This window comes from Nocardia sp. NPDC051990, assembly GCF_040680755.1.
Lineage (GTDB): Bacteria > Actinomycetota > Actinomycetes > Mycobacteriales > Mycobacteriaceae > Nocardia.
Genome location: NZ_JBFAXH010000012.1, coordinates 49,820 through 75,030, shown reverse-complemented (window position 1 = coordinate 75,030; position 25,211 = coordinate 49,820). Strand labels below are relative to the sequence as shown.

Here is a 25,211-nt window from a genome sequence, read left to right as displayed (position 1 = left end):
CTGGGCTTACTTAAAAGTTGAACAGCGGATGATACGCCCGCGGACGACGCGTCTTCGATGCGGGCGATCTCGATGCGGGTATCTGGTCGGCCGGCCTGGCCCAGGGCCTCATCCACGACCTCCCGTCCTGCGCCGAACTGATCGGCCGGATGGTCGCCGAAGCGGAGGAACTGATCACCGCGCAACTCGGCGGAGAAAGTGGTCGCCTAGGGACATTGCGCGCTCTGGGCCGAACGCCCAGGGCTCGTCGGTTGCCGAGACAGGCCCACCGCAGTCCATCGAGGGGTGACCGCGACCGAGGTCAGGCAACACGCTGACCTACGATGACGTCGACTACCAACCAAAGGACGGTCATCCGTGTCGGAAGCGTTCGACTGGTCTGTGCCGAAGACCTACATCCTGCCGGTGGATATCGACGGTTATCTGTCCATGCCCGAGGACATGGCGCGCAATGTCGAGATCAGAGACGGGATGATCATCCACTGCGAATCCGCCTCGCCGAATCACAATGCGATAGCCCGAAATGTCGAACGGGCACTGCTGGACGGCCATGCCAAACGCGGTTCGGCTGAGCCGTGCTTGCGGGTCAACCGGGATGTCGACATGTTGGTCTCGGAGGTCCCCTTCCACTACAAGCGGCCGGACGTCATCGTCTACCGCTGCATCGATGAACCTCGACCGAAGTGGCGGATGAAGCCGACCGCCGCAGACGCCGTGCTGGCGGTCGAGGTTGTCTCGCCAACTACGATCACCGCTGACCTGGTCGACAAACGCGCCGAGTACGCCCGGTTCGGGATCCAGCACTACTGGATCGTCCGGATGGCCAATGAGGACGGCCCCGCGATTTCGATCGAGATGCTGACACTCAACTCCGCCGGAGAGTATGTCTCGGCTGGGCATCACACCCGGTCGGAACGTTCTGCTAGCGCGATCGACTCGTTGGTGCCGTTCGAAGTGCACGCCACTTGGCAGCAACTCGACGAGGGTGTCGACTGAATTCCCACCCTGATCAGGAGGGTTATCGCTATCGCGCGGCCAGTGCCTCGACCGCGGCGTAGTCGTGGGCCGCGACGATTTCGATGCCGTCGGGTAGGGCGTGGAGGCGGTGAATGGTGGCGAAGGTGGCATCGCGGTCGGCATCGAAGAGTTGGCCGGGCATGGGCGCCTTTTCGCGGATCAGCTGGACCTGGAGTTTGTTCCACACCGCGTCGCCCGCGAGCAGTACCCGGGTGCCGTCGTCGACCGCGAGCAGAACGCCGATACTGCCCGGGGTATGTCCGGCGAGGTCGACGAGCAGCACCGAACCGTCGCCGAACAGGTCCAGGCTGCGCGGGAAGGTGAGCACCGGCGGGCCGTCGAGTTCGAACGTGTCGAAAGCGCGACCGCGCAGGGGGCCGCGGGCAACGCCGACGGGGGCGTGCGGGCCGTCGAGCGCCCAGGCGCGTTCAGCGGCAGGTAGCCGGACGGTGACGGAGTCGGGCAGTTCCAGCAGGCCGGAAATGTGATCCCAGTGCAGGTGGGTCGGCAGGACGAAATCGATGGCGTCGACGGCGATATCGTGGCCGGCCAGCGCGTCCGCGAGCCCGAGCACCGGCTTATCGGGCGCGACCAGGAGTGGAACCGGGAACGGCAGCTCGGGCAGCACTCGATCGTGCACGCCCGCGCACAGCGCCGGATCGACCAGGAATCGCGCCTTCGGATGTTCGATCAGATAGGCCGACATGCTCATCGGCAATTCGTGCAGGCTGCGCACGCCCTCCGCGACAATCGTGGTGGGAGCGGCCATGCGCGCTTGCATCAGGACGGTGAGCCCGACGGTCGCCTTGGTCCGCGGCAGCGGGATCGGCTCCAGACCGGACAGCAACGCGGTGTCGGGGCGACGCGGCCGCAACAGTCGGCCCGGCGTGGCCGCCAGCGCGGTGCAGCAGCGCAGCACGGTCGACAGGGTGGGCGTCCGCTCGGATCCGGATTCGGGCACGGTGCCACCGTAAGCGATCACGGCAAACCGCGAAAGAGCCGGGCATGCAGGATAATTCCGGACAATTCGCCCGCCTGCTCCCGATCGAGGGACACCTTGATCGCGCCGATATCTACGGCATAATTGCAGAGGTACCGGCGTGGGGGCAGCAGCCCTCCGGCGACGGGAGGAGGACGGATGGGGCCTGGTCTTCCGGACGGGCAGGGTGTTGTCTCGAGCGACCTGCGAACAGTCGCCAACGGTGTTTCGAACAGATCCGGTTCGCGACGTGCCGCGCTGCGCTGCGCTGCCACCGCGGCCATCGCCGACCTGCTCAATGTCGATGCCGCAACGGTTTCGACCAATGCGCCGTTCAGCGATCTCGGCCTCAGCTCGCTACAACTGGCGCGGCTGACGGCACATCTGGAAGATGCCATGGGAGTCGAGGTTTCACTCACCGCCCTCTACGACCACCCGGACATCGAGCAGCTTGTCGAGTATCTCGCGATGCGATGAGCACCTTGCCCCCAAATCGGAAAGGCCAGCTCGCCTCTGGCCGTCCACATCCGCCGGTTGCGATCGTGGGCATCGGCTGCCGGGTGCCCGGCGCGTCGAATGTGCCCGAGTTCTGGCGAATGCTGTGCGGTGGCCGCGATGCCACCGGGGCACCGCCGCCCGGTCGACCGGGTACGCGGCACGCCGGATATCTCACGGATGTCGATGCGTTCGACAACGACTGGTTCGCCATCTCCAGTCGCGAGGCCGCGCTGATGGATCCGCAGCAGCGGCTGGCACTCGAGGTCACGGTCGAGGCGCTCGACGATGCCGGAATCGGCTATCGCACCAGAGGTTCCGAGGCGGCGGTGGTATTCGGTGCGGGCGCCTACGACCACGGCATCGCGGTGTTGGGCCGCGACGGGCACGATGCGCCGTACGCTGTCACCGGATCGGCGCTCAGCATCATCGCCAACCGACTCTCTTATGTCCTCGACCTGCACGGCCCCAGTCTGGTACTGGACAGCGCCTGCTCATCCTCACTGGCCGCGGTGGATTTCGCGGTGCGTCTGCTGGCCGATGACGCGGTGCCGTTCGCGATCGTCGGCGGAGTGAATCTCACACTGCTGCCGCATACCTCGCAGTACCTGGCCGAAGGTGGATTCCTCGCACCCGACGGGCGGTGCAAGCCATTCGATGCGGCGGCCGACGGATATACCCGCGCCGACGGATGCACCGTGGTGGTGCTGCGGCGCACCGCCGATGCACTGCGGGACGGACACCGGGTGTATGCGGAAATCCTCGGCACAGCAGTCGGTTCGGACGGGCGGTCCAATGGGCTGTACGCACCGAACGGCCGAGCCCAACAGGACACCATTCGCACCGCGTTGGCACGGGCCGGACTCGATCCACATGATGTCGGATACGTCGAATGCCACGGCACCGGAACACCATTGGGTGATGCGGTGGAGGTGGGCGCGCTCGCCGCGGTAGTCGGCAACGCTGCCGAACCGACCTGGATCGGCTCGCTCAAAGCCAATATCGGACATCTGGAGGCGGCCGCCGGAATCACCGGAATGGTCAAGGCGGCGCTGTCCATTCGGCACGGCGTAATCCCACCGACCATCAATTTCCACACCGAGAATCCGCTACTGAAACTCACCGAACATGGACTGCGAGTGCCCACCGAACCGGTGCACTGGACCGACACACCGGTGCGTGCACGCCATGCCGGAGTCAGCTCATTCGGATTCGGTGGAACGAATGCGCATGTGGTGCTGCGTGGTCTGGAACCCGAGCATCATCGGAGCAATGAGCCGCCCGTGCTGCTCCCGGTCACCGCTCGCGACATCCCGGAGCTCCGCTCGCGCGCGCTACGGTGGGCCGAGTTGCTCGAGAGGGCCGACGCGAGCAGTACGGCATCGGACGGCACGAGCCACGCCTCATGGAACAGGTCAACCACCGCCATGCGCGACGGCGTAAGTAACGCCGCGCACGACGGCATGAGCAGCACCTCACGCGACGGCACGAGGAGCGCCGCCGGCGAAGGCACACGCCGTGCCATCGGCGACGACACGATTAGCACCACACGCGACAGCACCAACAGGCCCACACCCGACGCCATGACCGGCGGCGCAAGCGACAGCTCAAGCCACACCAAGGGCGACGGTACGCGCGGCGCCACAGGCGAATACACGTGCAGCACCACACGCGACGACACAGCCGGCACCACGCACGGCAGCACCAACAAGGTCGCACCCGACGGCATGGGCACCGCGTCACGTGACGACTCCAGCCGCGCATCGCACGAAAGCAGCAGTTCGAACAACACCACAGCCAACGTCTCGCAAGAGGATGCTGGTAACTCTGGGTGTGACAGGACCAGTCGCAGTTCACGTGAGCGCGCCAGTGACGACTCGCGTGCGGGCGTGCGGGACGCGACGATGCTGAGCTACTCAGGCATGGAGATGGGTGAACGCGAAATTCTTCGGAGTTTTGCGGCTGCTGCGGGTCGGTTGATACCCGAGAATGCGCGCGCCGCAGTGGTTGCGCGTGATCTGGACGAGGCGGTGGGTCAGTTGCGGGCGCTGGGATACGGGAAGTCAGGTGGTGGGGTGATCGGCGCTGGTTCGGTGCGGCGGCGGGGCGGTGTGTTGTTCCTGTTCTCCGGACAGGGTGGTCAGCATGCCAAGATGGGGCGGGGGCTGGCGGCTCGTTATCCGGTATTCGCGAAAACGGTTACCGCTGCCGCGGATGCGATTGCGGCCGCGGGTGGAGGGCGAGTGTGGACGCCACGCAACGGGTTCGCGCTCGGCAGTGCGGCGAGCAGCGGGGCTGGCGCAACGGAACACGTGCAACCGGCGATCTTCGCATTCCAGGTGGCACTGGCCGAACTGCTCGCCGCATGGGGTGTCGAACCGGATGCGGTGGTGGGACACAGTCTCGGCGAGGTGGCCGGGGCCGCGGTGAGTGGTGCGTTATCGCTTTCGGATGCGGCCCGAGTCGTGGTGCAGCGCAGCCGGATTCTGGCACAGCTGGACGGTCAGGGGGCGATGGCGGTACTGGAGGCGACACCGGATGAAGTGGCGCGGCTGGTCGAGCCGCTGCACGCGACGGTAGCGGTCGCGGCCGTCAATGGACCGCGTTCGGTGGTGATCTCCGGTGCGCCACGTTATGTCGATGCGCTGGTCCGGCGGGCCAGGCGCAGGCAGATGTTCGCACATCGAATCGCGGTCGACTTCGCCGCACACAGCCCACAGGTCGGCGCGCTCGTCCCCGAATTCGCTGACGCGCTCGATGGACTCACCACCCAGTTACCGCGTGTTCCGGTGTACTCCACGGCGCGCCGCCGCGAAACGATCACCACAATGGATGCCGTCTACTGGGCCGAAAACGCTTCGAGAACCGTCGAACTGGCCGCCGCACTGCGACAAGCCGCCGACGACGGATTCGCAACGGTACTGGAAATCGCACCACATCCGGTGCTGACACCCGCCATCCGGGAGTATCCCGAATTCGCCGACGCCACCCACGCGGTAACCACCCGCGACGACGAAGCCGGATCCTTCCTGACCTGTCTCGCCAACCTCTACCTCGAAGGCCGCCCGATAAATTGGGCCGCAATCGGCCCCGTCACCGCACCACCCCCGCCACGCCAATGGGCGCACCGCCGCTTCCCATTGCTCACCACGCTCGCCCCCGGCACCAGCGGCACCCCCACCAAGCCCGACACCACCAATGTCGCTGGAACCGAACCCCGCACCTCGTACGACGCTGCGTCCGAGCCCCCCAACGCCGGCGGTGCTGCCACCGAGCTGCACACCACCAGCGACGCTCCCACCAAATCCGGCACTACCCGCCACGCTGCCACCAAGTCCGGCACGCCCCACGTCGCCGCCACCAACTTCGACACCGCCACCAATCCCGACACCACCAGCGACACTGCCATCCGGTCCAGTGCCAACAACGTGGCAGCCACCGAACCCGGCACTGCCCACGTCCCAGCCACCAAGCCCGACACCGCAACTGAGCCCGGTACAACCAGCCACAGCGTCACCTATCCCGCCATCAACGGCCGCACTGTCGACAACCCGTCGGTATCCGACTTCGGCGCAGACATCGGATTCGATATCGTCCACGATCCGAACACGACAGCTGGACTCGGCGCTATTCGCGGCCGAGACACCCACGACCTGGACACAGTCACCCGACACGACACCATTCGCAGCCGGAATGTCCAGGACTCGACCACGGGACTCGACACCGGTGGTAGCCGAAACATCCACAACCCGAACACCACCACCGGAAACGACGCCGCTCGCGCCCGAGATGCCGTCGATTCGAGCGGGGCCGCCTTCATCGCCGAATCCGGCTCCTCCACCGACGATCTCCACGATCATGTCGTGCAGGGTGTTCCGACCGTCCCTGCGGTCTTCTGGCTGCTCGAGCTGATCGGTCTGGCTGGGAACGGGCGGACGGTCACCGATTTCGTGGTGCATGAGCGGACCGAGCTTGCCGCGCTGTCCGCAGTTAGCTATCGAGCCAGCGGTGCTGGAAGATTGCAGGCGGAGGTCACAGGCGCCGGGACGCTGGCTTCGGCACGGTTGGCCAGTGACCCCACACCCGGGGATATCGTCGCATGGATGCGGGTGGTCGATGCAAATCGGGCCGCTCGCAGGCGCATGCGCGCGCTCACGCCAAGTGTTTTCTACAACTCGTTGCGCACTCGTCAACTCGACTTCGGCCCCGGCTTCCGCGCACTGCGCGATATCGAGGCCGGACCCGATTGTGCGGTGGGGTGGTTCGACGCCGCGCCGTTACAGCGCTCGGCGACCCTCGACGGATGTCTGCATCTGCTCGCCGCCGCGAGCTGGGACTATCTACCCGCCGATGCCATTGCGCTGCCGATCGGCATCGAAAGAGCGTGGCTGTCCGCCGAATCGGAGCTGGTGCTGCTGGAAGCCCATGCGCTCGTGCGTGATCGATCGTCGACCGGGCTGACCGGTGACATCATCGGCACCGATCAGCACGGCGTCCCGGTACTCGCGCTGTCGGGTGTCCGCATACGTTTCGCAACGATCGAATCCACAACGCAGGTCGGCCCTTTCCGCCATGAAACGTGGATCCCGTTCCAGCACATTCGCCATTCCACGCAGCGCAGCGGCGAGCACCACCGAACCACGAATCCCCAGCGCGCCTTGGTTATCGGCGAATCCCAACTGGCCATCCAGCTTGCTGGAGAACTCGACCACACCCTGCCCACCGAACGGGTTGCCCGCGAACCGGATGCCGCCGGTCCGATCGTCTCCGCCGTACTCGCCGGACGCTCCGGCACCGGGAAGACGGCAGTCGTCGTGATCTGGCCCGCCGCATCCGGCGCGACCCACACCAGCCATGACACCGAGTCCGCGAACAGTGTGATCGCCACCACCGGACGAGTGCTCGATCTGCTCCAACGGGTCCAATCCGAAGACACCACAGCCTCTGTGACGATCGTTCTCCCAGATCCCGGCGTGGGCGACCACCAGCAGTCCGCTACGCAGCGCGGCTCGACGTCGCCGGGTAAGACGATCACGCCGATGGCGATCGCCGGTTTGGTGCGATCTATGCAGCTCGAATCGGGCCGCGACGTACGGCTCGTCTGGACCGACGCGTCACCGACCGCGGTGACCCGACTGCGTGACCTGATCGAAGCCACCACCACGGCGCATGCACTCCCCGATGAGCTCCGCATCTGTGCCGATGCCCTCACCGCACGCCGCTTCGTCCACTCCCGCCCCCGATCAACCACGCCGACGCGGATCGACCCCGACGGCACCTACGTGGTCACCGGCGGACTAGGTGCACTCGGCTCGGTCGCGGTGCGCTGGCTGCTCGATGCCGGTGCCCACGATGTCGTGGTGCTGACCCGCGCACCCAGACCGGTGCCCGCACTCCTGGACGGACTGGAGGACCGGATCGTCGTGGTGCGCTGCGATGCCGCCGACCGCAGCGATCTCGCCAACGCGCTCAACGATGTTCGCGAATGCGGTTCCACCATCCGCGGTGTCGTCCACGCCGCGGGCGCACTCGAAGACGCCGTGTTCGACGCCGTCACCACCCGCCAACTCACCCGCATGTTCGCACCGAAACTCATCGCCGCGGGCAATCTGATCGAACTCACCGCCATCGATCCAACCGACTTCGTGCTGCTTTTTTCCTCGGCCACCGGTGCGCTCGGCGCACCCGGACAGGCCGCCTATGCCAGCGCGAATGCCGCAATGGACGCACTCGCCCGCGCCCACCCGGGTCGGCGCGTACTGAGCATCGGCTGGGGCGTATGGAATTCGGGCCTCACCGAGGACGCGGGCGGTGCGGTCCATCTGCGACGCGCCGGAATCTCCGCATTCGATATCCCGCGCGGCACCGAATTGCTCGCCCAGACCATGCTGTACAACGAGCCCTACCTGCTCGCCTTGGACTACTCGCCGACCACTGGGTCCGAACCGATCGCCACCCGCCTGCGAAACCTGCTCACCGACCAACCGTCGACAGCAGACCCCGCACCGCCGAATCCCGCACCGTCCCTGCACCATCCCACTGAATTACTCACCGCGACCATCCGCACCATCCTCGCCGCAACCCTGGACGTGCCCTCCCACCATCTCGACCCGGAAGCCGATTTCAACACACTGGGCCTGACTTCCCTACTCGGCATAGAAATGCGCCGCCGCCTCGAAACCCGTCTCAATATCCGCATCTCGACCGCGGAACTGTTCCAACATCCGACCATCGCCGCCCTCGGTGCCGCTTTGGCCGACCGAGTCGCCGCGAAATCCGGTGGGGCGCCGTGACCTCGCCGAATACGACGCGACAGACCAACGTGCTGGCCGCCCGGGTTGCCGAGTGGGCGCGGACCAAGCCCAACGACAGTGCGTACACCGAATTGCGGTATCGCGGACAGGACTGCGCTCCGGTCACGCTGACCTACGCAGAACTGCACCACGCGGCGGGTGCACAGGCACAACGGATCAGGGCGACAACCGATCCCAGCGACCGAGTAGCGATTCTGTGTGCGCACGGAATCGACTACGTCATAGCCTTTCTCGCCTGCCTATACAGCAATCGCATTGCGGTGCCATTGTTTCCGCCGATGGGCAATGGAAACCGGTCCCGGCTCGAAAGTGTGCTCGCTGATGCCCGACCAGCGTTGAGCCTGATCTCGGCGACCGACACCACTACCAGCGAGATCTTGGGTCCCGCCCTGGGCCGAGTACTGAAACTCGCGACCGACACTTCCCCAGCGCCCGACCCGGTTGTCGACCCCACCCGAACCGCGACGGCTTATCTGCAGTACACCTCCGGATCGACCAGGACCCCAGCGGGCGTCGAAGTAACCTTTGTCAATCTCGCTGCGGCACTGGATCAATTATGGACCGCCGTGCCCGCGGTGCGCACCGACCCCATTGTCTCCTGGCTCCCGTTTTTCCACGATATGGGCCTGATCCTGGCCCTTTCACTGCCGCTCTACTCGGGTGTGCAGGGCGTCACCATGGCACCGGCCGAATTCGTGAAACGCCCGATCCGCTGGCTGCGCGCCCTCAGTGACTTCCGTGCCGGCGTCACCGCCAGCCCCAATTTCGGCCTGACCCTGACGGTCTCGGCAACCTCACCCGAAGAACGCGCGGGCCTGGACCTATCCCACCTCGACGCACTGCTCAACGGCGCCGAACCGATCCGCGCCGCCGCCCTCACCGACTTCACCGAAACCTTTGCCCCCTACGGATTCCGGCACCACGCCCACACACCGGGCTTCGGCCTCGCCGAGGCCACACTCTCGGTCACTGTATGCGATCAGTCGGACGAACCCATCGCCCATCGATTCGACCGTACGGCCTTGGCGCAGGGCCGCGCACAGACCGCACAGGAAGGTATTCCGCTCGTCGGCTGCGGTTACCCCACCGGCCAGCGAGTTGTGGTGGTGCAGCCCAACGAACACACCGAGCTGGCGGCGGGCACCGTCGGCGAGATCTGGGTCCGCGGCCCCAATGTCTGCGCCGGTTACTGCGACAATCCGGCCGCCACTGCGGCGACTTTTCGGGCCACCTTGTCCGACAGCGACGAATCCTGGCTGCGCACAGGCGATCTCGGCTTCTGGTACGAAGGTCAGCTCTATATCGCGGGCAGACTCCAGGATCTCATCATCATCGACGGCCGCAACCACTATCCGGCCGATATCGAATCCACGGTGTCGGACTGCGCGCCCGAGGTACGCGTCGGCCACGTCACCGCATTCGGCGACGATGACGGCCAGCGCGAGGATCTGGTGGTCGTGGCCGAACTCGCCGACCCGGCGACGACCGGAACGGAACTGGCGCACCGCATCCGCAATGCCATCGCGGCTGCGCATCAGGTGACACCGGGGGCCGTCGTCCTGGTCGAGCCGGGCCGGATCCCGAAGACCTCCAGCGGCAAACTGCGCCGCGGCGAATGCCGAGCCCTCTACCGCGCGGGCCACCTGACCCAGCCGTAGCGGAAACACCCGCCGACCTCCTCCTCTTGGCCCACCTCGGGCGCGATGATGTGCCAATGGCGACCGCAATCATCCCCGTGACATGGAAAAACCTGCCGGACGAACACGACTACCCCGCAGCAGCGGACTACCTGGAGCTGCTCGCCGCACCGGATGTCGTCGACGCCGTGATAGCGCACCTACGCACGGCACCTATCGTGCATAAAAAGGCCAAGGACATCCTGCGAGCGGCCGGACTAGAACTGGTGTCGGCCGACAATCAGTATGTCCGCCGCGATCTGGTCAAGATCAATGATCGCCAGTCGATCTCCCCGGTCCTGCTGGTGCGCGGCGACTTCCGCACCGGCGTCCCCATGGTGATCGCCGATGGCTACCATCGCGTCTGCGCCGTCCACTGGGCCGATGAGAACATCGCCATTCCGGCGAAGATCGCCGCCATGCCCTAATGACCTTCGCGACCCTCGCCCTGGTCATCACGCTCGGACTGTGCGGACCGCTGCTCGCGCTGCGTGGTGGCGCTGCCGCTGGTGATCGATCCGGCGAATGCAGGTCGCGCAGCACTCGGCGCCGTCACGGTCGCGGCGGCCGCCGCGGCGTTGTTTCTGGTGCTGCGCGAACTGGAGCTGTCGGGGCGGCACGGGTAACTCGCCGGGCACGCCCAATTCAGCCGGAATCCCAACGGTCAGCCCGCGACGGCGGCTGCTCGGCACCGACGACCGGCAAAGTATCCGCAGAGGCGGAGGGGCGAAGGCGGTCCGTCTCGCGACGTTCCCGTTTGGTGGGTCGGCCGGAACCGCGGTCCCGGCGCGGCATGGACGCGAGAATCTCCGGGGTCGGCGGCGGGGGGCTGCGGTCGATCAAGCACTGCGCGGCAACCGGAGCGCCGACGCGCTTGGCGATAATGCGCTCTACGATGACAATGCGTTCGCTGCCACCGGCTCGAATGCGAACCTCGTCACCGGGGCGCACTGGTTGGGCCGGTTTGGCCGCAACACCATTCACACGGACGTGCCCGCCGCGGCAGGCTTGCGCGGCCGCGGACCTGGTCTTGAAAAGACGTACCGCCCACGTCCAGGAGTCCACGCGGACCTGGGTTTGGGTGGTTTTGGTGGTCGGTTGGGCAGGTGCCACCCTTAGACCATACGGCGTGCCGTCACAACCATGTCGGGGCGCAGCGGGGTGTAGGACACCGGCTGACCGGACTGGACCGCATTGAGCAGCTTGCCATCACCCGCGTACAGGCCGACATGGCCGCCGCCGTTGGTCACCACGATATCGCCGGGCCGCAGGTTCTCGAACGCGACCGGAGCACCGACGTGCGACTGCTCGAAGCTGGTGCGCGGCAGTTCGATTCCGGCCTGCTTGTAGGCCCACTGGACCAGACCCGAGCAGTCGAAGCTGAACGGTCCGGAGGCACCCCAGGAGTACTGCGCGCCGATCTTGGTCTTGGCGGCGTCCAGCGCGATGTCGCTCGCGGTGCTCTGCTGGAACATCTGCGGCATGACCGGGGCGAGGAGGCCGGGAAGGGACGGCGCGGCCTGCGGGGCGGCCGCCTCCGGCGCGGCAGGCATCGAGGAGAGCGCCTGGGTGAGCTGCTTACCCAGGTCCTGGGCCTGCTGATCGAATTCCTGCGGAACCGGGACGTCGAAATCACCGATCCCTGGAATGTTGATGGTGGCTGCCATCGCGGGGATCGCGGGCATCGCACCAGTAGATGCGGCGACCGCGCCCATGACGAGCGCACCCTTGACGGAATTCGGTAGCCGCGATTCCCGCTGCAAGCTGTGTTTACCCACCGAGCCGAGTCTCCGATCCTTCTGCTCTCCCGCCGACCGGGTCAGCTGTCGAGTTCGGACCGGCAGAACGGCCCCAACTCCCAGTTGAATCTCTGGGTCCCGGCACGGCAGCCGGAATTGGTGGCCCCGACAGCCGTTTTGGCGGTAACTCAGTGGCGCCGCTTCTCTTCCGAACCGACAGACTCCACTAAGTCACGAAGAGATTACGGCCATGACGCGATGTTGTCCAGCGCACAGACCAGCATCTGCCCGGATCATCGAGAAATCCCAGGACGAGCGGCAACAGTTGCGACACGCCCAGATGATCACGACTCGGTATCGGCGCGACGCCGCGTGTTATCGAACCGAGGTCCGGACCGGAAGCGACACTGGGCCTACCCGATTCGTGATCCCATCGACGGCTATTCGTCGGATCCGGCGCCCTGTTGACCAAGCGCCCGCTCCAGCTCATCGATCCGCCGCCGCGCATCGGCCAGACTGACCTCGAGCTGACCGAGCGCCACTACCAGCGGACCCACCGCGAGATCCGCGACGAGCTGTGGATCATCGAAGCCGCGATCGATCGCGGCCAGGATATTGGAGCGGATCCGGCCGGCCGCCGCGGCGCCGGAGGGAACCTTCCAGGACTCGACCACCTCGGCGGTGGTGGGGAGTGGTTCCTCGGACATACCCCTCCGTTCCGGTACTGGTCGGTTCGTCGAACCGCCATCAGCGTAGAGACTTTCGCGGCGACAGCAATAGTGCAAGTCCCAGAATGCGATAGTTTGCTAGCGATATCTAGGACACATCGTATATATGGCCAGATTCGGCTGGCGAGACGCGCTACGGTGTATGGGCATGGACCCCGTGCGGAATCCGTATGCTCCCGGAGCCGGACAGCGCCCACCCGAATTGGCCGGGCGCGATAAGCAACTCGCGGCCTTCGACATTGTGCTGGAGCGGATCGCGTGTGGTCGGCCGGAACGCAGCGTCATGCTCACCGGATTGCGCGGTGTCGGAAAGACCGTGCTGCTCAACCAACTTCGCTCCGCCGCGGGCACCCGTGGTTGGGGCACCGGCAAAATCGAGGCCCGCCCGGATCAAGAATTGCGCCGCCCGCTGTCATCGGCACTGCATATGGCCGTCCGCGCCATCGCCATGGCACACCGCAACCAGGAGCGCGTCGACGACTTCCTTGGCATACTCAAGGCTTTCGCGCTGCGCTCCACCGCCGGTAAGGGCATGCGGGACCGCTGGCAGCCCGGTATCGACGTGCCGGCGGTCACCGGCCGCGCCGATTCCGGCGATATCGAGATCGATCTGATCGAACTGCTCAAGGAGGCGGCCGGACTGGCCAGCGAAATCGGCGTCGGCATCGCGGTCTTCATCGACGAGATGCAGGATCTCGGTCCCGCCGATATCTCCGCGATCTGCGGCGCCTGTCACGAATTGAGCCAGGACACCGCGCCTTTGATCGTGGTCGGCGCCGGACTGCCGCACCTGCCCGCGGTGCTGTCGGCTTCGAAGAGCTACTCCGAGCGACTCTTCAGCTACCACCGCATCGACCGGCTGGACCGCGAATCGGCGGATCAAGCACTCATCGCACCGGCCGAGCGGGAAGAGGTGAAGTTCACCGAGGAAGCGCTGGATGCGTTGTACCAGCGGGCCGATGGCTATCCGTATTTCGTGCAGGCCTACGGCAAGGCCGCCTGGGATCAGGCGCCGGAGAGCCCGATTACCGCCGAGGATGTTGCGGTGGCGGCACCGAGCGCCGAAGAGGAACTGGCCGTCGGATTCTTCGGTTCCCGATACGAGCGCGCGACCCCGGCCGAACGCGAATATATGCGCGCCATGGCCGATTTGGCGGGCGACGACGGTCCGGTGCCGACCGCGGCGGTGGCCAATGAACTCGGCCGCAAACCCGCCTCGCTCTCACCGGCCCGCGACGGTTTGATCAAGAAGGGCCTGATCTATTCGGCCGCGCGCGGCACCATCGGGTTCACGGTGCCGCACTTCGGTCGCTACCTGCGCGGTGTGTAGCCGAAAGCGAGCGGCCCCGCCGCACGTGCGCGCATACACCGCGGGCGGCGGCACGGCACCGCATGCCATGGTGCCGGTGCGAATCGGTTGCCGAAGGCCTCGTCGGCGACCCGGAATACCGGCCACTGTATGGCTTTCGCGCGCGTCTCCGGTCCGTAGATGCCGTCGACCGCGGCGCCGTAGTCGACCTGCAGATGCCGAATGGCGTGCTTCATCGAGGCGTTGTTCGGCGAGCACCTTCAGCGCCATCTGTCGCGGCAATACCGGATCCTCGGCGAGATAGACCGCGCCCATGCCGCCGCAACCGAGGGGCGGCACGATCGAATACCCCGCGAACACCTGCCCGGCCGTAACAGCATCCCTACCCTCCAAGGGAATAAGGACCACGTCGTCTGGCGTGTCTCAGCCCATTACCCCTCATCCGAGGCTCGGTATCGAGACAATTCCGGCACCCGGCGCGCGGCAGGGGTAGCGATGCATTTGCCTCTCTATCAAGATCATTAGAAATTGATAGATAACGCTCTACCTTGACATCTACCGGCCGGTAACAAACCCTCCTACACTCTTATGTGATCCTGATCACGTTCGAGGAGGACAGCATGGCGACTACCGCGAAAGTCGACGCCACCGAAGAACAGGCCCGCGCACTGGTCGAGGAATCCCGCGAAACCAGCTGGGCCAAACCATCGTTCGCCAAAGAGATGTTTCTCGGTCGATTCCGGCTCGAGCTGATCCACCCCTATCCCCAGCCCAGCGACTCCGATGCCGCGCGCACCGAGGCCTATCTGGCCCGGCTGCGACCGTTCTGCGAATCGCTCGACGGCAGCGTTATCGAGGCGGGGTCCAAGATTCCGGACGAGTACGTCAAGGGGCTGGCCGAACTCGGCTGCTTCGGCCTCAAGATCCCGACGGAATACGGTGGTCAGGGCCTTTCCCAGGTCGGCTACAACCGAGCCCTGATGCTGGTCGGCTCCGCACACCCCAGCCTCGGGGTCCTGCTTTCGGCACATCAGTCGATCGGCGTGCCCGAACCGCTGAAACTGGCCGGCACGGATGAGCAGAAGGCCGAGTTCCTGCCCCGCTGCGCGGCCGGTGCGGTCAGCGCATTCCTGCTCACCGAACCCGATGTCGGCTCCGATCCGGCCCGCATGGCCAGCACCGCGACCCCGACCGCGGACGGCGAGGCCTATGAGATCAACGGCGTGAAGCTGTGGACCACCAATGGCGTGGTCGCTGAATTGCTGGTGGTCATGGCCCGGATACCCAAGAGCGAGGGCCACCGCGGCGGCATCTCGGCCTTCATCGTCGAGGCCGATTCGCCCGGCATCACGGTGGAGCGGCGCAATTCGTTCATGGGCCTGCGCGGCATCGAGAACGGGGTGACCCGGCTGCACAATGTCCGGGTCCCCAAGCGCAATCTGGTCGGTCGCGAGGGCGACGGCCTGAAGATCGCGCTGACCACCCTGAATGCGGGACGCCTCGCCATCCCGGCACTGTGTACGGCCGCATCGAAGTGGTCGCTGAAGATCGCCAGGCAGTGGTGCACGCAGCGGGTGCAGTGGGGTCGGCCGGTCGGCGAGCACGCGGCGGTCGGGGAGAAGATCTCTTTCATCGCGGCCACCACCTACGCGCTCGAGGCCGCGCTCGACCTCTCGGCCACCATGTGCGACGAGGGCCGCAACGATATCCGCATCGAGGCCGCCCTGGCCAAGCTCTGGGCCAGCGAGATGAGCTGCCGAATCGCCGACGAACTGGTACAGATCCGCGGCGGGCGCGGCTACGAGACGGCGGCCTCGCTGCAGGCCCGCGGTGAGCGCGCGGTCGGGGCCGAACAGCTGGTCCGCGATCTGCGGATCAACCGCATCTTCGAGGGCTCCAGCGAAATCATGCGGCTGCTCATCGCCAGGGAGATGGCCGATGCGCATATGGCCGCCGCCGGTGCGCTGGTCGATCGGAACGCGGAGTTCAAGGCCAAGGCCAAGGCCGCGGTCGGCGCGGGTGGTTTCTATGCCAAATGGTTCCCGCAGCTGGCCGTCGGTGCGGGTGCGGCGCCAACGACCTATGCCGAATTCGGGCCACTGGCGCGGCACGTGCGCTTCGTCGAGCGCAACGCCCGCAAGCAGGCCAGATCTCTGATGTATGGGATGGCGCGCTGGCAGGCGGGTCTGGAATACCGGCAGAACTTCCTCGGTCGCATCGTCGATATCGGCGCCGAGTTGTTCGCGATCTCGGCTGCCTGCGTGCGCGCGCAGGCACTGCGGAACGCGGGTGCCCCGGAGGCCAAGGCCGCCGAGGAATTGGCCGATACCTTCAGCAGGCAGGCGCGGATTCGGGTGAAGAAGTTGTTCGACGCGCTGTGGGACAACACCGACGACGACGATCGCACCCTCACCCGCAATGTCCTTGACGGCCGCTACGAGTGGCTGGAGGAGGGCATCTTCGATCCGAGCGAGGGCACCGGGCCGTGGATCGCCGAATGGCAGATGGGTCCATCGACCGAGACCAACCTGCTGCGACCGTTCCTGCCGTCGACCCGTAGCCACGCGAGCACCTAGGCGCGGAGCCACCGCGAGCCGCCTCTCATTCTTGGGTGGCGGCTCGTCGCGTTGGAAGTATTCGCATATCTCGGAAAATTCCTAGACCACGACATACTTTCGATACTTCGCGGCGATGGCCGTTCGATAACAATCTCTAGCGGACTCTAGAAAATTCGATCAATTACCCCATACCAGGCAATACAGCGGTCGATCATGGACGTCTACCTGAATCCAGCGTCTGATCTACTCGTTCTCGGATACACCGATCGACCAGCTCACAGGCATGAGCATGTCGATCAGCGGCGTCAGTTGGACAACGCGTACATAACGGGCGGTATGGCGCGTTAACGGTGCGGGAATTCCGCGCGACAACCGGGCAAGAACGCTCCGAACAGGGTGTCCTCCCAGACACAGGAGAATCTTCATGTCAACGACGACTGCCCGCCGAGCCGCCGACTACGACGGCCACCGGATCACGGTATCGGCCGACGACGGCACCCCGATCTCGGTCCGCACCTTCGGCGCCGACGACGCGCACCTGACCGTCGTCTTCGTACACGGCCACTGCCTGCGCGCCGAGTCCTGGTCATTCCTGCGCGATCAGTTGTTGCGGCACTGGGGGGAGGTAGTCGGCGGAGCCGACGGGGTGGGTCAGTACAGCGGGGAGGTAGTCGGCGGAGCCGACGGGGTGGGTCAGTACAGCGGGAAGGTAGTCGGCGGAACCGACGGGGCGAGTAACCACAGCGGGTCGGCGGATGTGCGCATGGTGTTCTACGACCACCGTGGACATGGCGAATCCGGCATCGCCCATCCATCGACCTACACCATCGATCAACTCGGCCACGACCTCGACGCCGTACTGCGGTCGGTCGTGCCGACCGGCCCGATCATCCTCATCGGACATTCGATGGGTGCGATGGTCACCATCGCCTACTCCCGGCTGTTCCCGGCGACCATCGGCACCCGGGTGGTCGGCGTCGGCCTGATCGCCGGTGCGGCCAACGGCATCACCGAGGTTGGACTCGGTCGTTTCCTGAATCGGCGCGCGGTGAACTCGCTGCAGGTCGCGGTGCTGCGGGCGCCCCGGTTCATGCAGGCCTCCAAGCGGCTTTCCCGCCGGATCTTCGAGCCGATCGCCCGCGAGGCGAATATGGGCACCAAGCGGACGAATCCACGCATGGTCGCGGTGGCCGCGGCGATGATGAACGACACGCCGCTGCTCACCATGTCGAGCTTCCTGGCCTCGCTGATGTCCTTCGACGAGAGCGCGTCGCTGCGCCGGCTCGGCAGCATTCCGGCGCTGGTGTTGGCCGGTTCGGCCGACATCGTGGTGCCGTTCGCGCATTCGGTGGTACTCGCCTCGCAACTGGCGGGCTCCGAGCTGGTCCGGCTCGAGGGCGCGGGACACAGCGTGCATCTGGAGCGGGCCGAGGAGGTCGCGCAGTCCATCGTCGCCCTCGTCGACCGGGTCATCGCCGCCATGCACGGTCATGACCCCGGATACGCCACTGCCAGTTGACCGGACGGCCCATCGGGACTCACCACGGCCCGATGACCAACACCGGGCAACGTTCGCTGGACTTCCCAGATTGTGGGCCCATGAGCCAAAACCCAATTTCTCACGTACTGTGTTGTAGATCACGTTGTGTGGTGAGTCACACGACTCGGTAGAGCGCGGTCCAACCATGGAGCCAACCGCCACCCATCGGGTTCGTCTGTCCACCAAGTAACACAGGAGGTATCGATGACACGCAGCGAAATAGCCGAACTCCACTACGCGGTCGGCCAGCTCCGGCAATCCATCGGCGCACTGCGCTCCCACTACGGCGACGCCAATTCGGTGCGACGACTGGAAAACGATCTCGAGCGCCTCGTCATCGACACCGACGAATTCGACCAGTCACCGCCGCAGGAGATCGTCGCCCGCCGCAGGGACGAGACGATCTACGTCCCCGACAGCAAGTCCGATGAGGCGGCGTGGATGGGCGCACAGGACGAGGGCCTCGGCTTCCACTCCCGCCCACGCACGAAGTAAGACCCCCGCCTCCCCGCACCTTTTGCCGGTCGTCGGGCGCGCCGCACCTTCCGTCGCGGACCGGCGGTCGGTAACTCGTCAGCTTTTGGACGTACCCGACTCAGTTGTTGTGTTCGCGAGGCCGACGCGCTGCCCTAGCCCGACTGCCGCATCGTTGACATCGAGCCAGTCAGGCGGGGTCGCGATCCCATTCGCGCACCAGCGCAAGCATTTCCAGCATTACGGCTGCAGTGATTCACCGCCCGCGATCCGCGGCCGCGGCGGGTCCGGAATCAGACGACCGCGAGCGGCGATGAATAGGGCTTCATAGCTGGTTCGCCACCCCGCGTGGCGACCAAACCTGGATTGAATGTGGCAGAAATCACGGCACTCGAGGCGGGGTGGCTTTGCCGGGACCACGCTCGAGCGATAGCTGACGTGTCGTATGGTGCTCAGCATCACATTCGATTGCGGAGGTCGCGGAGACCATCCGCACAGCAGATCAGCGAGGCATCCACCTGTGAGTGCCGCACCGACCGCCGCCCCGGAAACGGGCACCGGCGTCTTCAGCAAGACCAGGGCCGCCATCTCCACGCGCACACTGCGCACCGACCGGTGGTGGATCCCACCGCTGGCGACGGCCGTCGGACTAGCCGCGTTCGTCATCTACGCGACCATCAGATCGTATGTGCGAACGGCATATTGGGTTCCCGACTACCACTACCTGACGCCGTTCTACTCGCCGTGTGTGAGCAGCGATTGTGTCGAGGGCTCCAGCCATTTCGGCGCATGGTTCGGTCACATCCCGGCGATCCTGCCACTGGGCTTTCTGGTGCTGCCGTTCCTGCTCGGGTTCCGGCTGACCTGCTACTACTACCGAAAGGCCTACTACCGCGCGGTGTGGTTCTCCCCGCCCGCGTGCGCGGTCGCCGAACCGCACGCCAAGTACACCGGCGAAACCAAACTGCCGCTGATCATCCAGAACGCGCACCGCTACTTCTTCTATGTGGCCGTCCTCGTTTCGCTGATCAACACCTATGACGCGATCACCGCGTTCCACGGCAAGACCGGCGGCTTCGGCTTCGGTCTCGGCAATATCGTGCTGACCGGCAATGTGGTGCTGCTGTGGGCCTACACGCTGTCGTGCCATTCCTGCCGGCACGTCATGGGCGGCAAGCTCAAGCACTTCTCCGCCCACCCGGTGCGGTACTGGTTCTGGACCCAGGTCTCCAAGCTCAATACCCGGCATATGGCGCTGGCCTGGACCACCCTCGGCACGCTTGTGCTGACCGACTTCTACGTGATGTTGGTTGCCAGCGACACGATTTCGGATCTGCGGTTCATCAACTAACCGCCCTCACAAACCAGGAGTTTCGCGGCCATGCCAGAAGTGGAACGGCACAAATACGACGTCGTCGTCATCGGTGCCGGTGGCGCCGGACTGCGCGCGGTGATCGAAGCCCGCGAACACGGTCTCTCCGTCGCGGTGGTGTGCAAGTCGTTGTTCGGCAAGGCGCATACCGTGATGGCCGAGGGCGGATGCGCCGCCTCGATGGGTAACGCCAACGAAAAGGACAGTTGGCAAACCCATTTCAAAGACACCATGCGCGGTGGCAAGTTCCTCAACAACTGGCGCATGGCCGAATTGCACGCCCAGGAGGCACCCGACCGGGTGTGGGAACTGGAAACCTATGGCGCGCTGTTCGATCGGACCGCCGACGGCCGGATCAGCCAGCGCAACTTCGGTGGCCACACCTACCCGCGGCTCGCGCACGTCGGTGACCGCACCGGACTCGAGATCATCCGGACCATGCAGCAGAAGATCGTTTCGCTGCAGCAAGAGGATTTCGCGCAGACCGGCGACTACGAGTCGCGCATCAAGGTTTTCGCCGAATGCACCATCACCGAATTACTCAAGGATGGCGACCGGATCGCCGGTGCGTTCGGGTACTGGCGCGAGTCCGGACGGTTCGTGCTGTTCGAGTCGCCCGCCGTGGTGCTCGCGACCGGCGGTATCGGCAAGTCCTACAAGGTGACCTCGAATTCGTGGGAGTACACCGGTGATGGCCACGCGCTCGCACTGCGGGCCGGCGCGACGCTGATCAATATGGAATTCCTGCAATTCCATCCGACCGGCATGGTCTGGCCGCCCAGCGTGAAGGGCATTCTGGTCACCGAGGGTGTGCGCGGTGACGGCGGGGTGCTCGAGAACACCGAGGGTAAGCGGTTCATGTTCGAGTACATTCCGCCGGTCTTCAAGGGGCAGTATGCCGAGACCGAGGAAGAGGCCGATCAGTGGTTGCGCGATAACGACTCCGCCCGCCGCACCCCGGACCTGCTGCCACGCGACGAAGTGGCCCGTGCCATCAACTCGGAGGTGAAGGCGGGACGCGGCACCGAACACGGTGGCGTGTATCTGGATATCGCCTCGCGACTGCCCGCCGAGGAGATCCGCCGGCGGCTGCCCTCGATGCACCATCAGTTCAAAGAGCTCGCGGACGTGGACATTACGAAGGAGCCGATGGAGGTCGGCCCGACGTGCCACTACGTGATGGGCGGAATCGAGGTCGATCCGGACACCGGCGCGGCGACTGTGCCCGGATTGTTCGCCGCGGGTGAGTGTTCCGGCGGTATGCACGGCTCGAACCGACTCGGCGGCAATTCGCTGTCCGATCTGCTGGTATTCGGTCGGCGGGCCGGACTCGGCGCCGCGACCTACGTCGAAGAACTGTCCGAGCGCCCCGCGGTCGCCGACGCCGATATCGATGCGGCCGCGAAAGCCGCTGTGGCGCCGTTCGATCCGCCCGCCGAGGGGACGGGGGAGAACCCCTACACCGTGCACACCGATCTGCAGCAGGCCATGAACGATCTGGTCGGCATCATCCGCAAGGAACATGAATTGCGGCAGGCCATCGATCGCCTCGCCGAACTGCGGACCCGCTTCAACAGTGTGACGGTAGAGGGGCATCGGCAGTTCAACCCGGGCTGGCATCTCGCCCTCGATCTGCGCAATATGCTGCTGATCAGCGAATGTGTCGCGCAGGCTGCACTTTTGCGCACCGAGAGTCGCGGCGGACATACCCGCGACGACTTCCCCGCCATGGATCCGCAGTGGCGCAACAAGTTGCTGGTCTGCGCGATTGATCCCGCAGACGCGGACGGACAGGTGCCCGGTGTGCGGGTCACCCCGCAGGACCAGATCCCGATGCGCGACGAGCTGCTCGCGCTCTTCGATCTGAGTGAGCTCGAAAAGTATTACAACCCAGCCGAACTCGCCTCCCATCCAGAGGGTTCGGTTTCGGCCACGGAAGGCGAGGCGTAGGAATGGGTTACGACGCCAAATTCCGCGTGTGGCGCGGTGATATCGACGGCGGGAAACTGCACGACTTCACCGTCCAGGTGAACGAGGGTGAGGTGGTGCTCGACATCATCCACCGGCTGCAGGCCACCCAGGCACCGGATCTCGCGGTGCGGTGGAATTGTAAAGCGGGTAAGTGCGGTTCGTGTTCGGCAGAGGTGAACGGTCGGCCGCGGCTGCTGTGCATGACCCGGATGTCGACCTTCCAGCCGGAGGAGTTGATCACCGTCACACCGATGCGCACCTTCCCGGTGATCCGCGACCTGGTGACCGATGTGTCGTTCAACTACCAGAAGGCAAGGGAGATACCGTCTTTCACACCGCCTGACGATCTGAAGCCGGGCGACTACCGGATGCAGCAGGTCGATGTGGAGCGCTCCCAGGAGTTCCGCAAGTGCATCGAATGCTTCTTGTGCCAGAACACCTGTCACGTGGTCCGCGACCACGAGGAGAACAAGGCGGCGTTCGCCGGTCCGCGCTTCCTGATGCGGATCGCCGAGTTGGAGATGCATCCACTCGATGTGGCCGATCGTCGCGATCTGGCTCAGGAAGACCAGGGGCTCGGGCTCTGCAATATCACCAAATGCTGTACCGAGGTCTGCCCGGAGCACATCAAGATCACCGACAATGCCCTGATTCCGATGAAGGAGCGGGTGGCGGACAAGAAGTACGATCCGCTGGTCTGGTTGGGCAACAAGCTCTTCCGGCGCTGATCAATCGCTGACGGACCACCGGCCGGGGTAGGAAACCCGGCCGGTGCGCGCACCCCTATAACAACGCGACAACACCGACGGCGACGGCCCACACGAGCACCCCGACGAAAAGTGCCGAGAGGAACGAGCCGGTCAGGACGAATACGCCGATGGCGGACACTGCGAAAAGCAGTGCCACGATCAGCCATTCCACCCAATCGTCCGGCCGCAGTTTCTTGTACCGGGGATGGGAACTCTTGAGCCCACGGTCCACAAGGTATTGGCTACCCGTAATACCCCTCGGTAAACGCGATTTCGTTGTCGAATCTGCGCTATTTCGTGATCTACCCGAGCACATCCGATCATTTACGGCAGACTCCGCAAGCGCCTCTGCCGTGACGTGACTCGACCCGGTGGGCAGACCAGCACCGGGTCGATCACACTAGGACTCTGGCCGGTCGAACTCACCATCGTGCACACCCGCTGTGAAGGCGGCCCACTCACCGGGCGTGAAGACCAAGACGGGCCCGTCGGGGTCCTTACCGTCGCGCAGCGCAACGTGCCCGGCATCCAATAGCGCCACCTCCACGCTGTCCTTTCCCGTGCCCGCACCGGCCGTACGCCAGACCGCGCCGGTCAGGTCCACTTGCGTACCCTCATTGATGCTCACGCCCGCAACTCCTCAGAACTCGCCGCCAGTAACACCTGTGGTGAAAGCCTTCCATGCACCCGTGCTGAAGACGAGGGCAGGTCCTCCGGGATTTTTGCTGTCGCGCACGCCGACCCGGCCGCCCGCGAGGAAGGCGACCTCGACGCAGTCCTTGCCCGCACCGCTGTGGGTGCTCTTGAACCATTGCGCGCCAACCAAATCCATACTCATGCCATATACTCCTTCGCTATCTGCCGGAGCAGATGTCTACTGGGTTGAATATCCAGCGCGCAGCGCTGGAGGCACTCGTGCGCACGATCGTACCGCCGTACATCAGCATGTCTTTCGAGGTAGAGATCCCCGGTGAAGCCCTCTGCGTACACCACCGGCGGCTCGACCGGCTGGCCCTTGCTATCGATTCCGAATTCGAGAACTGTGAACGGTCCGGTGGATACTCCGAGCGGAACACCGGCCGCGAACGGCAGGATACGCAGGGAGATATTGGGTTGGGTACTGATATCGGCAAGATGACGTAGCTGCGCCGCCATCACTTTGGCGCCACCGACCACCCGGCGCAGAACCGATTCGTGCAAGATCACGTTCACCGTCGCCGGTGCGACCTTGCGGGTGATCAAAGCCTGGCGCTGCATACGCAATTGGACCCGACGCTCGATCTCGGCATCCGAATCGTCCGGATAGCCAAGACGATTGAGGGCTCTGGCGTAGTCGGCGGTCTGGAGTAGACCGAGGACGAGTTCGGACTGGTAAGAGGTGAGTTGCTGGGCAGATGCCTCCAGCCCGACATAGACGTCGAAGTTTTCGGGGATGAGATCGCCGTAGGCATGCCACCAGCTCTTGACGGCGGCTTGCTGGGCCAGGCCCTTCAGCCCGTCGGACAATTCGCCCGGTATGCCATAGATGCGACACAGCTCTTGGATGTCGATGGTTCGAATGCGGTCGGCCTGGCCTTTCTCCAAGCGCTGCAACGTACTTGCGCCCCACTCCATCAGCCTGGATGCCTCGGCGATGGTCAGGCCTGCCTGGGTGCGCCAGTCCCGGAGATATCTGCCCAGCTGGCGTCTGGGTAGAGTGGAGGCGGCGTTCTCGGGCGACAGTCGGTCCGAGGTCTCCGAGGCTTTTGCCGAATTCGCTGACACAGCACGCTCCGTTCTGTATTCAACTGCGACGATCCCGGGCCCTACGCGGTCACGCAGGCTTGCGCCTCCGGGCCCGTCGCACACGGCGCGGGCTCGGATGCTCACCCAAGGGTTTGCTCCGGGGCTACCTCACAAGCTCGGCTCCCCGTCACTTCGCTTGGGCAGAGGGCTGTTTCGTCCACTATGGAGAATCCTCCCTTCCCGGTTGGGTTTTGTGCTGGGAATTCGCTTCAAATCTTTGGATATCCAAGAAGGACGTTGTTCGGAACCCACCGCAGATGGTGTGCTGGAAGTGTGCCCGGAGCGGATCAGGTGCCTCTTCCCTCCGCCTGTGAAACCTCCGGGCACGCACAGTATTCGATAGCGACGCTCGCGGCGCCCTCCGTGGTCACGCAAGCTACCGCCTCCGGGCGCGTCGCGATCGTCGCAGGATTCGATAGCGACGCTCGCGGCGCCCTCCGTGGTCACGCAAGCTACCGCCTCCGGGCGCGTCGCGATCGTCGCAGGATTCGATAGCGACGCTCGC

Annotated in this window: 22 protein-coding genes; 13 read left to right on the top strand and 9 right to left on the bottom strand. The window is 65.2% G+C overall.

Annotation, left to right across the window (positions count from 1 at the left end; all coding sequences use genetic code 11):
- Positions 1 to 357 precede the first annotated feature (357 nt).
- Complete coding sequence (locus AB0L63_RS21680; RefSeq protein WP_364503647.1) at positions 358 to 996, top strand: Uma2 family endonuclease; 639 nt, start codon at positions 358 to 360, stop codon at positions 994 to 996.
- A 28-nt stretch (positions 997 to 1,024) separates the two neighbouring features.
- Here AB0L63_RS21680 and AB0L63_RS21675 read toward each other — a convergent pair whose 3' ends face one another.
- Entirely contained in the window at positions 1,025 to 1,978 is a 954-nt protein-coding gene (locus AB0L63_RS21675; protein WP_364503644.1) for an MBL fold metallo-hydrolase, read from the bottom strand.
- A 177-nt stretch (positions 1,979 to 2,155) separates the two neighbouring features.
- Between AB0L63_RS21675 and AB0L63_RS21670 the strand changes: the two genes are divergently transcribed.
- From AB0L63_RS21670 to AB0L63_RS21650, 5 genes are all read left to right on the top strand, one after another.
- Positions 2,156 to 2,473 carry an acyl carrier protein gene (locus AB0L63_RS21670; RefSeq protein WP_364503641.1) on the top strand — a complete coding sequence of 106 codons (318 nt, stop codon included), beginning with the start codon at positions 2,156 to 2,158 and terminating at the stop codon, positions 2,471 to 2,473.
- Positions 2,474 to 2,538: 65 nt separating this feature from the next.
- On the top strand, positions 2,539 to 8,784 hold the full coding sequence (locus AB0L63_RS21665; protein ID WP_364503638.1) for an SDR family NAD(P)-dependent oxidoreductase: 6,246 nt from the start codon (positions 2,539 to 2,541) through the stop codon (positions 8,782 to 8,784).
- Positions 8,781 to 10,463 carry a fatty acyl-AMP ligase gene (locus AB0L63_RS21660; RefSeq protein WP_364503635.1) on the top strand — a complete coding sequence of 561 codons (1,683 nt, stop codon included), beginning with the start codon at positions 8,781 to 8,783 and terminating at the stop codon, positions 10,461 to 10,463. The genes AB0L63_RS21665 and AB0L63_RS21660 overlap by 4 nt, the downstream gene beginning before the upstream one ends.
- Positions 10,464 to 10,519: 56 nt before the next feature.
- Complete coding sequence (locus AB0L63_RS21655) at positions 10,520 to 10,909, top strand: hypothetical protein (protein WP_364503632.1); 390 nt, start codon at positions 10,520 to 10,522, stop codon at positions 10,907 to 10,909.
- A gap of 66 nt (positions 10,910 to 10,975) precedes the next feature.
- Positions 10,976 to 11,107 (top strand): hypothetical protein, encoded by a 132-nt coding sequence (locus tag AB0L63_RS21650; protein WP_364503629.1) that lies wholly within the window; start codon positions 10,976 to 10,978, stop codon positions 11,105 to 11,107.
- A gap of 19 nt (positions 11,108 to 11,126) precedes the next feature.
- Here AB0L63_RS21650 and AB0L63_RS21645 read toward each other — a convergent pair whose 3' ends face one another.
- The 3 genes from AB0L63_RS21645 to AB0L63_RS21635 all read right to left on the bottom strand — a co-directional run bounded on the left by AB0L63_RS21645 (position 11,127) and on the right by AB0L63_RS21635 (position 12,927).
- Positions 11,127 to 11,546, bottom strand: coding sequence for an RNA-binding S4 domain-containing protein (locus tag AB0L63_RS21645; RefSeq protein WP_364503932.1), 420 nt, complete (start codon positions 11,544 to 11,546; stop codon positions 11,127 to 11,129).
- Between the two features lie 50 nt (positions 11,547 to 11,596).
- The gene (locus AB0L63_RS21640; protein ID WP_364503626.1) at positions 11,597 to 12,259 is read right to left on the bottom strand and encodes an NlpC/P60 family protein; all 663 of its coding nucleotides are present in this window, start codon (positions 12,257 to 12,259) and stop codon (positions 11,597 to 11,599) included.
- 401 nt (positions 12,260 to 12,660) lie between these two features.
- Positions 12,661 to 12,927, bottom strand: a complete 267-nt coding sequence (locus AB0L63_RS21635) for a hypothetical protein (protein ID WP_364503623.1) — start codon at positions 12,925 to 12,927, stop codon at positions 12,661 to 12,663.
- Positions 12,928 to 13,096: 169 nt separating this feature from the next.
- On the opposite strand from AB0L63_RS21635, the gene AB0L63_RS21630 reads away from it, so the two are divergent.
- Positions 13,097 to 14,278 carry an ATP-binding protein gene (locus AB0L63_RS21630; protein ID WP_364503620.1) on the top strand — a complete coding sequence of 394 codons (1,182 nt, stop codon included), beginning with the start codon at positions 13,097 to 13,099 and terminating at the stop codon, positions 14,276 to 14,278.
- Here the strand turns inward: AB0L63_RS21630 and AB0L63_RS21625 are convergent.
- Positions 14,260 to 14,493 carry a hypothetical protein gene (locus AB0L63_RS21625; protein WP_364503956.1) on the bottom strand — a complete coding sequence of 78 codons (234 nt, stop codon included), beginning with the start codon at positions 14,491 to 14,493 and terminating at the stop codon, positions 14,260 to 14,262. The two genes, AB0L63_RS21630 and AB0L63_RS21625, sit on opposite strands and share 19 nt — an antisense overlap.
- A 384-nt stretch (positions 14,494 to 14,877) precedes the next feature.
- On the opposite strand from AB0L63_RS21625, the gene AB0L63_RS21620 reads away from it, so the two are divergent.
- From AB0L63_RS21620 to AB0L63_RS21595, 6 genes are all read left to right on the top strand, one after another.
- Complete coding sequence (locus AB0L63_RS21620; RefSeq protein WP_364503617.1) at positions 14,878 to 16,833, top strand: acyl-CoA dehydrogenase family protein; 1,956 nt, start codon at positions 14,878 to 14,880, stop codon at positions 16,831 to 16,833.
- 406 nt (positions 16,834 to 17,239) lie between these two features.
- The gene (locus AB0L63_RS21615) at positions 17,240 to 18,334 is read left to right on the top strand and encodes an alpha/beta hydrolase (protein WP_364503614.1); all 1,095 of its coding nucleotides are present in this window, start codon (positions 17,240 to 17,242) and stop codon (positions 18,332 to 18,334) included.
- Positions 18,335 to 18,559: 225 nt separating this feature from the next.
- The gene (locus AB0L63_RS21610; protein ID WP_364503611.1) at positions 18,560 to 18,850 is read left to right on the top strand and encodes a hypothetical protein; all 291 of its coding nucleotides are present in this window, start codon (positions 18,560 to 18,562) and stop codon (positions 18,848 to 18,850) included.
- A 499-nt stretch (positions 18,851 to 19,349) separates the two neighbouring features.
- Positions 19,350 to 20,180, top strand: coding sequence for a hypothetical protein (locus AB0L63_RS21605; RefSeq protein ID WP_364503608.1), 831 nt, complete (start codon positions 19,350 to 19,352; stop codon positions 20,178 to 20,180).
- Between the two features lie 30 nt (positions 20,181 to 20,210).
- A complete protein-coding gene (locus tag AB0L63_RS21600; protein ID WP_364503605.1) occupies positions 20,211 to 22,151 on the top strand; it encodes a fumarate reductase/succinate dehydrogenase flavoprotein subunit in 1,941 nt (646 codons plus the stop codon).
- A 2-nt stretch (positions 22,152 to 22,153) separates the two neighbouring features.
- The gene (locus AB0L63_RS21595; RefSeq protein WP_364503602.1) at positions 22,154 to 22,900 is read left to right on the top strand and encodes a succinate dehydrogenase/fumarate reductase iron-sulfur subunit; all 747 of its coding nucleotides are present in this window, start codon (positions 22,154 to 22,156) and stop codon (positions 22,898 to 22,900) included.
- Positions 22,901 to 22,955: 55 nt separating this feature from the next.
- Here AB0L63_RS21595 and AB0L63_RS21590 read toward each other — a convergent pair whose 3' ends face one another.
- The 4 genes from AB0L63_RS21590 to AB0L63_RS21575 all read right to left on the bottom strand — a co-directional run bounded on the left by AB0L63_RS21590 (position 22,956) and on the right by AB0L63_RS21575 (position 24,643).
- A complete protein-coding gene (locus AB0L63_RS21590) occupies positions 22,956 to 23,153 on the bottom strand; it encodes a hypothetical protein (RefSeq protein WP_364503599.1) in 198 nt (65 codons plus the stop codon).
- Between the two features lie 168 nt (positions 23,154 to 23,321).
- Positions 23,322 to 23,549 carry a DUF397 domain-containing protein gene (locus tag AB0L63_RS21585; RefSeq protein ID WP_364503596.1) on the bottom strand — a complete coding sequence of 76 codons (228 nt, stop codon included), beginning with the start codon at positions 23,547 to 23,549 and terminating at the stop codon, positions 23,322 to 23,324.
- A 12-nt stretch (positions 23,550 to 23,561) separates the two neighbouring features.
- Entirely contained in the window at positions 23,562 to 23,759 is a 198-nt protein-coding gene (locus AB0L63_RS21580) for a DUF397 domain-containing protein (protein WP_364503593.1), read from the bottom strand.
- Positions 23,756 to 24,643, bottom strand: a complete 888-nt coding sequence (locus tag AB0L63_RS21575; protein ID WP_364503929.1) for a helix-turn-helix transcriptional regulator — start codon at positions 24,641 to 24,643, stop codon at positions 23,756 to 23,758. Before AB0L63_RS21575 ends, AB0L63_RS21580 begins: the two co-directional genes overlap by 4 nt.
- Between the last annotated feature and the right edge of the window lie 568 nt (positions 24,644 to 25,211).

Coding starts and splice junctions, on each gene's coding strand:
- AB0L63_RS21620 (WP_364503617.1), top strand. CDS start 14,878: ATGGCGACTACCGCGAAAGTCGACGCCACCGAAGAACAGGCCCGCGCA.
- AB0L63_RS21670 (WP_364503641.1), top strand. CDS start 2,156: ATGGGGCCTGGTCTTCCGGACGGGCAGGGTGTTGTCTCGAGCGACCTG.
- AB0L63_RS21655 (WP_364503632.1), top strand. CDS start 10,520: ATGGCGACCGCAATCATCCCCGTGACATGGAAAAACCTGCCGGACGAA.
- AB0L63_RS21615 (WP_364503614.1), top strand. CDS start 17,240: ATGTCAACGACGACTGCCCGCCGAGCCGCCGACTACGACGGCCACCGG.
- AB0L63_RS21625 (WP_364503956.1), bottom strand. CDS start 14,493: ATGAAGCACGCCATTCGGCATCTGCAGGTCGACTACGGCGCCGCGGTC.
- AB0L63_RS21580 (WP_364503593.1), bottom strand. CDS start 23,759: ATGAGTATGGATTTGGTTGGCGCGCAATGGTTCAAGAGCACCCACAGC.
- AB0L63_RS21595 (WP_364503602.1), top strand. CDS start 22,154: ATGGGTTACGACGCCAAATTCCGCGTGTGGCGCGGTGATATCGACGGC.
- AB0L63_RS21610 (WP_364503611.1), top strand. CDS start 18,560: ATGACACGCAGCGAAATAGCCGAACTCCACTACGCGGTCGGCCAGCTC.
- AB0L63_RS21600 (WP_364503605.1), top strand. CDS start 20,211: ATGCCAGAAGTGGAACGGCACAAATACGACGTCGTCGTCATCGGTGCC.
- AB0L63_RS21630 (WP_364503620.1), top strand. CDS start 13,097: ATGGACCCCGTGCGGAATCCGTATGCTCCCGGAGCCGGACAGCGCCCA.
- AB0L63_RS21635 (WP_364503623.1), bottom strand. CDS start 12,927: ATGTCCGAGGAACCACTCCCCACCACCGCCGAGGTGGTCGAGTCCTGG.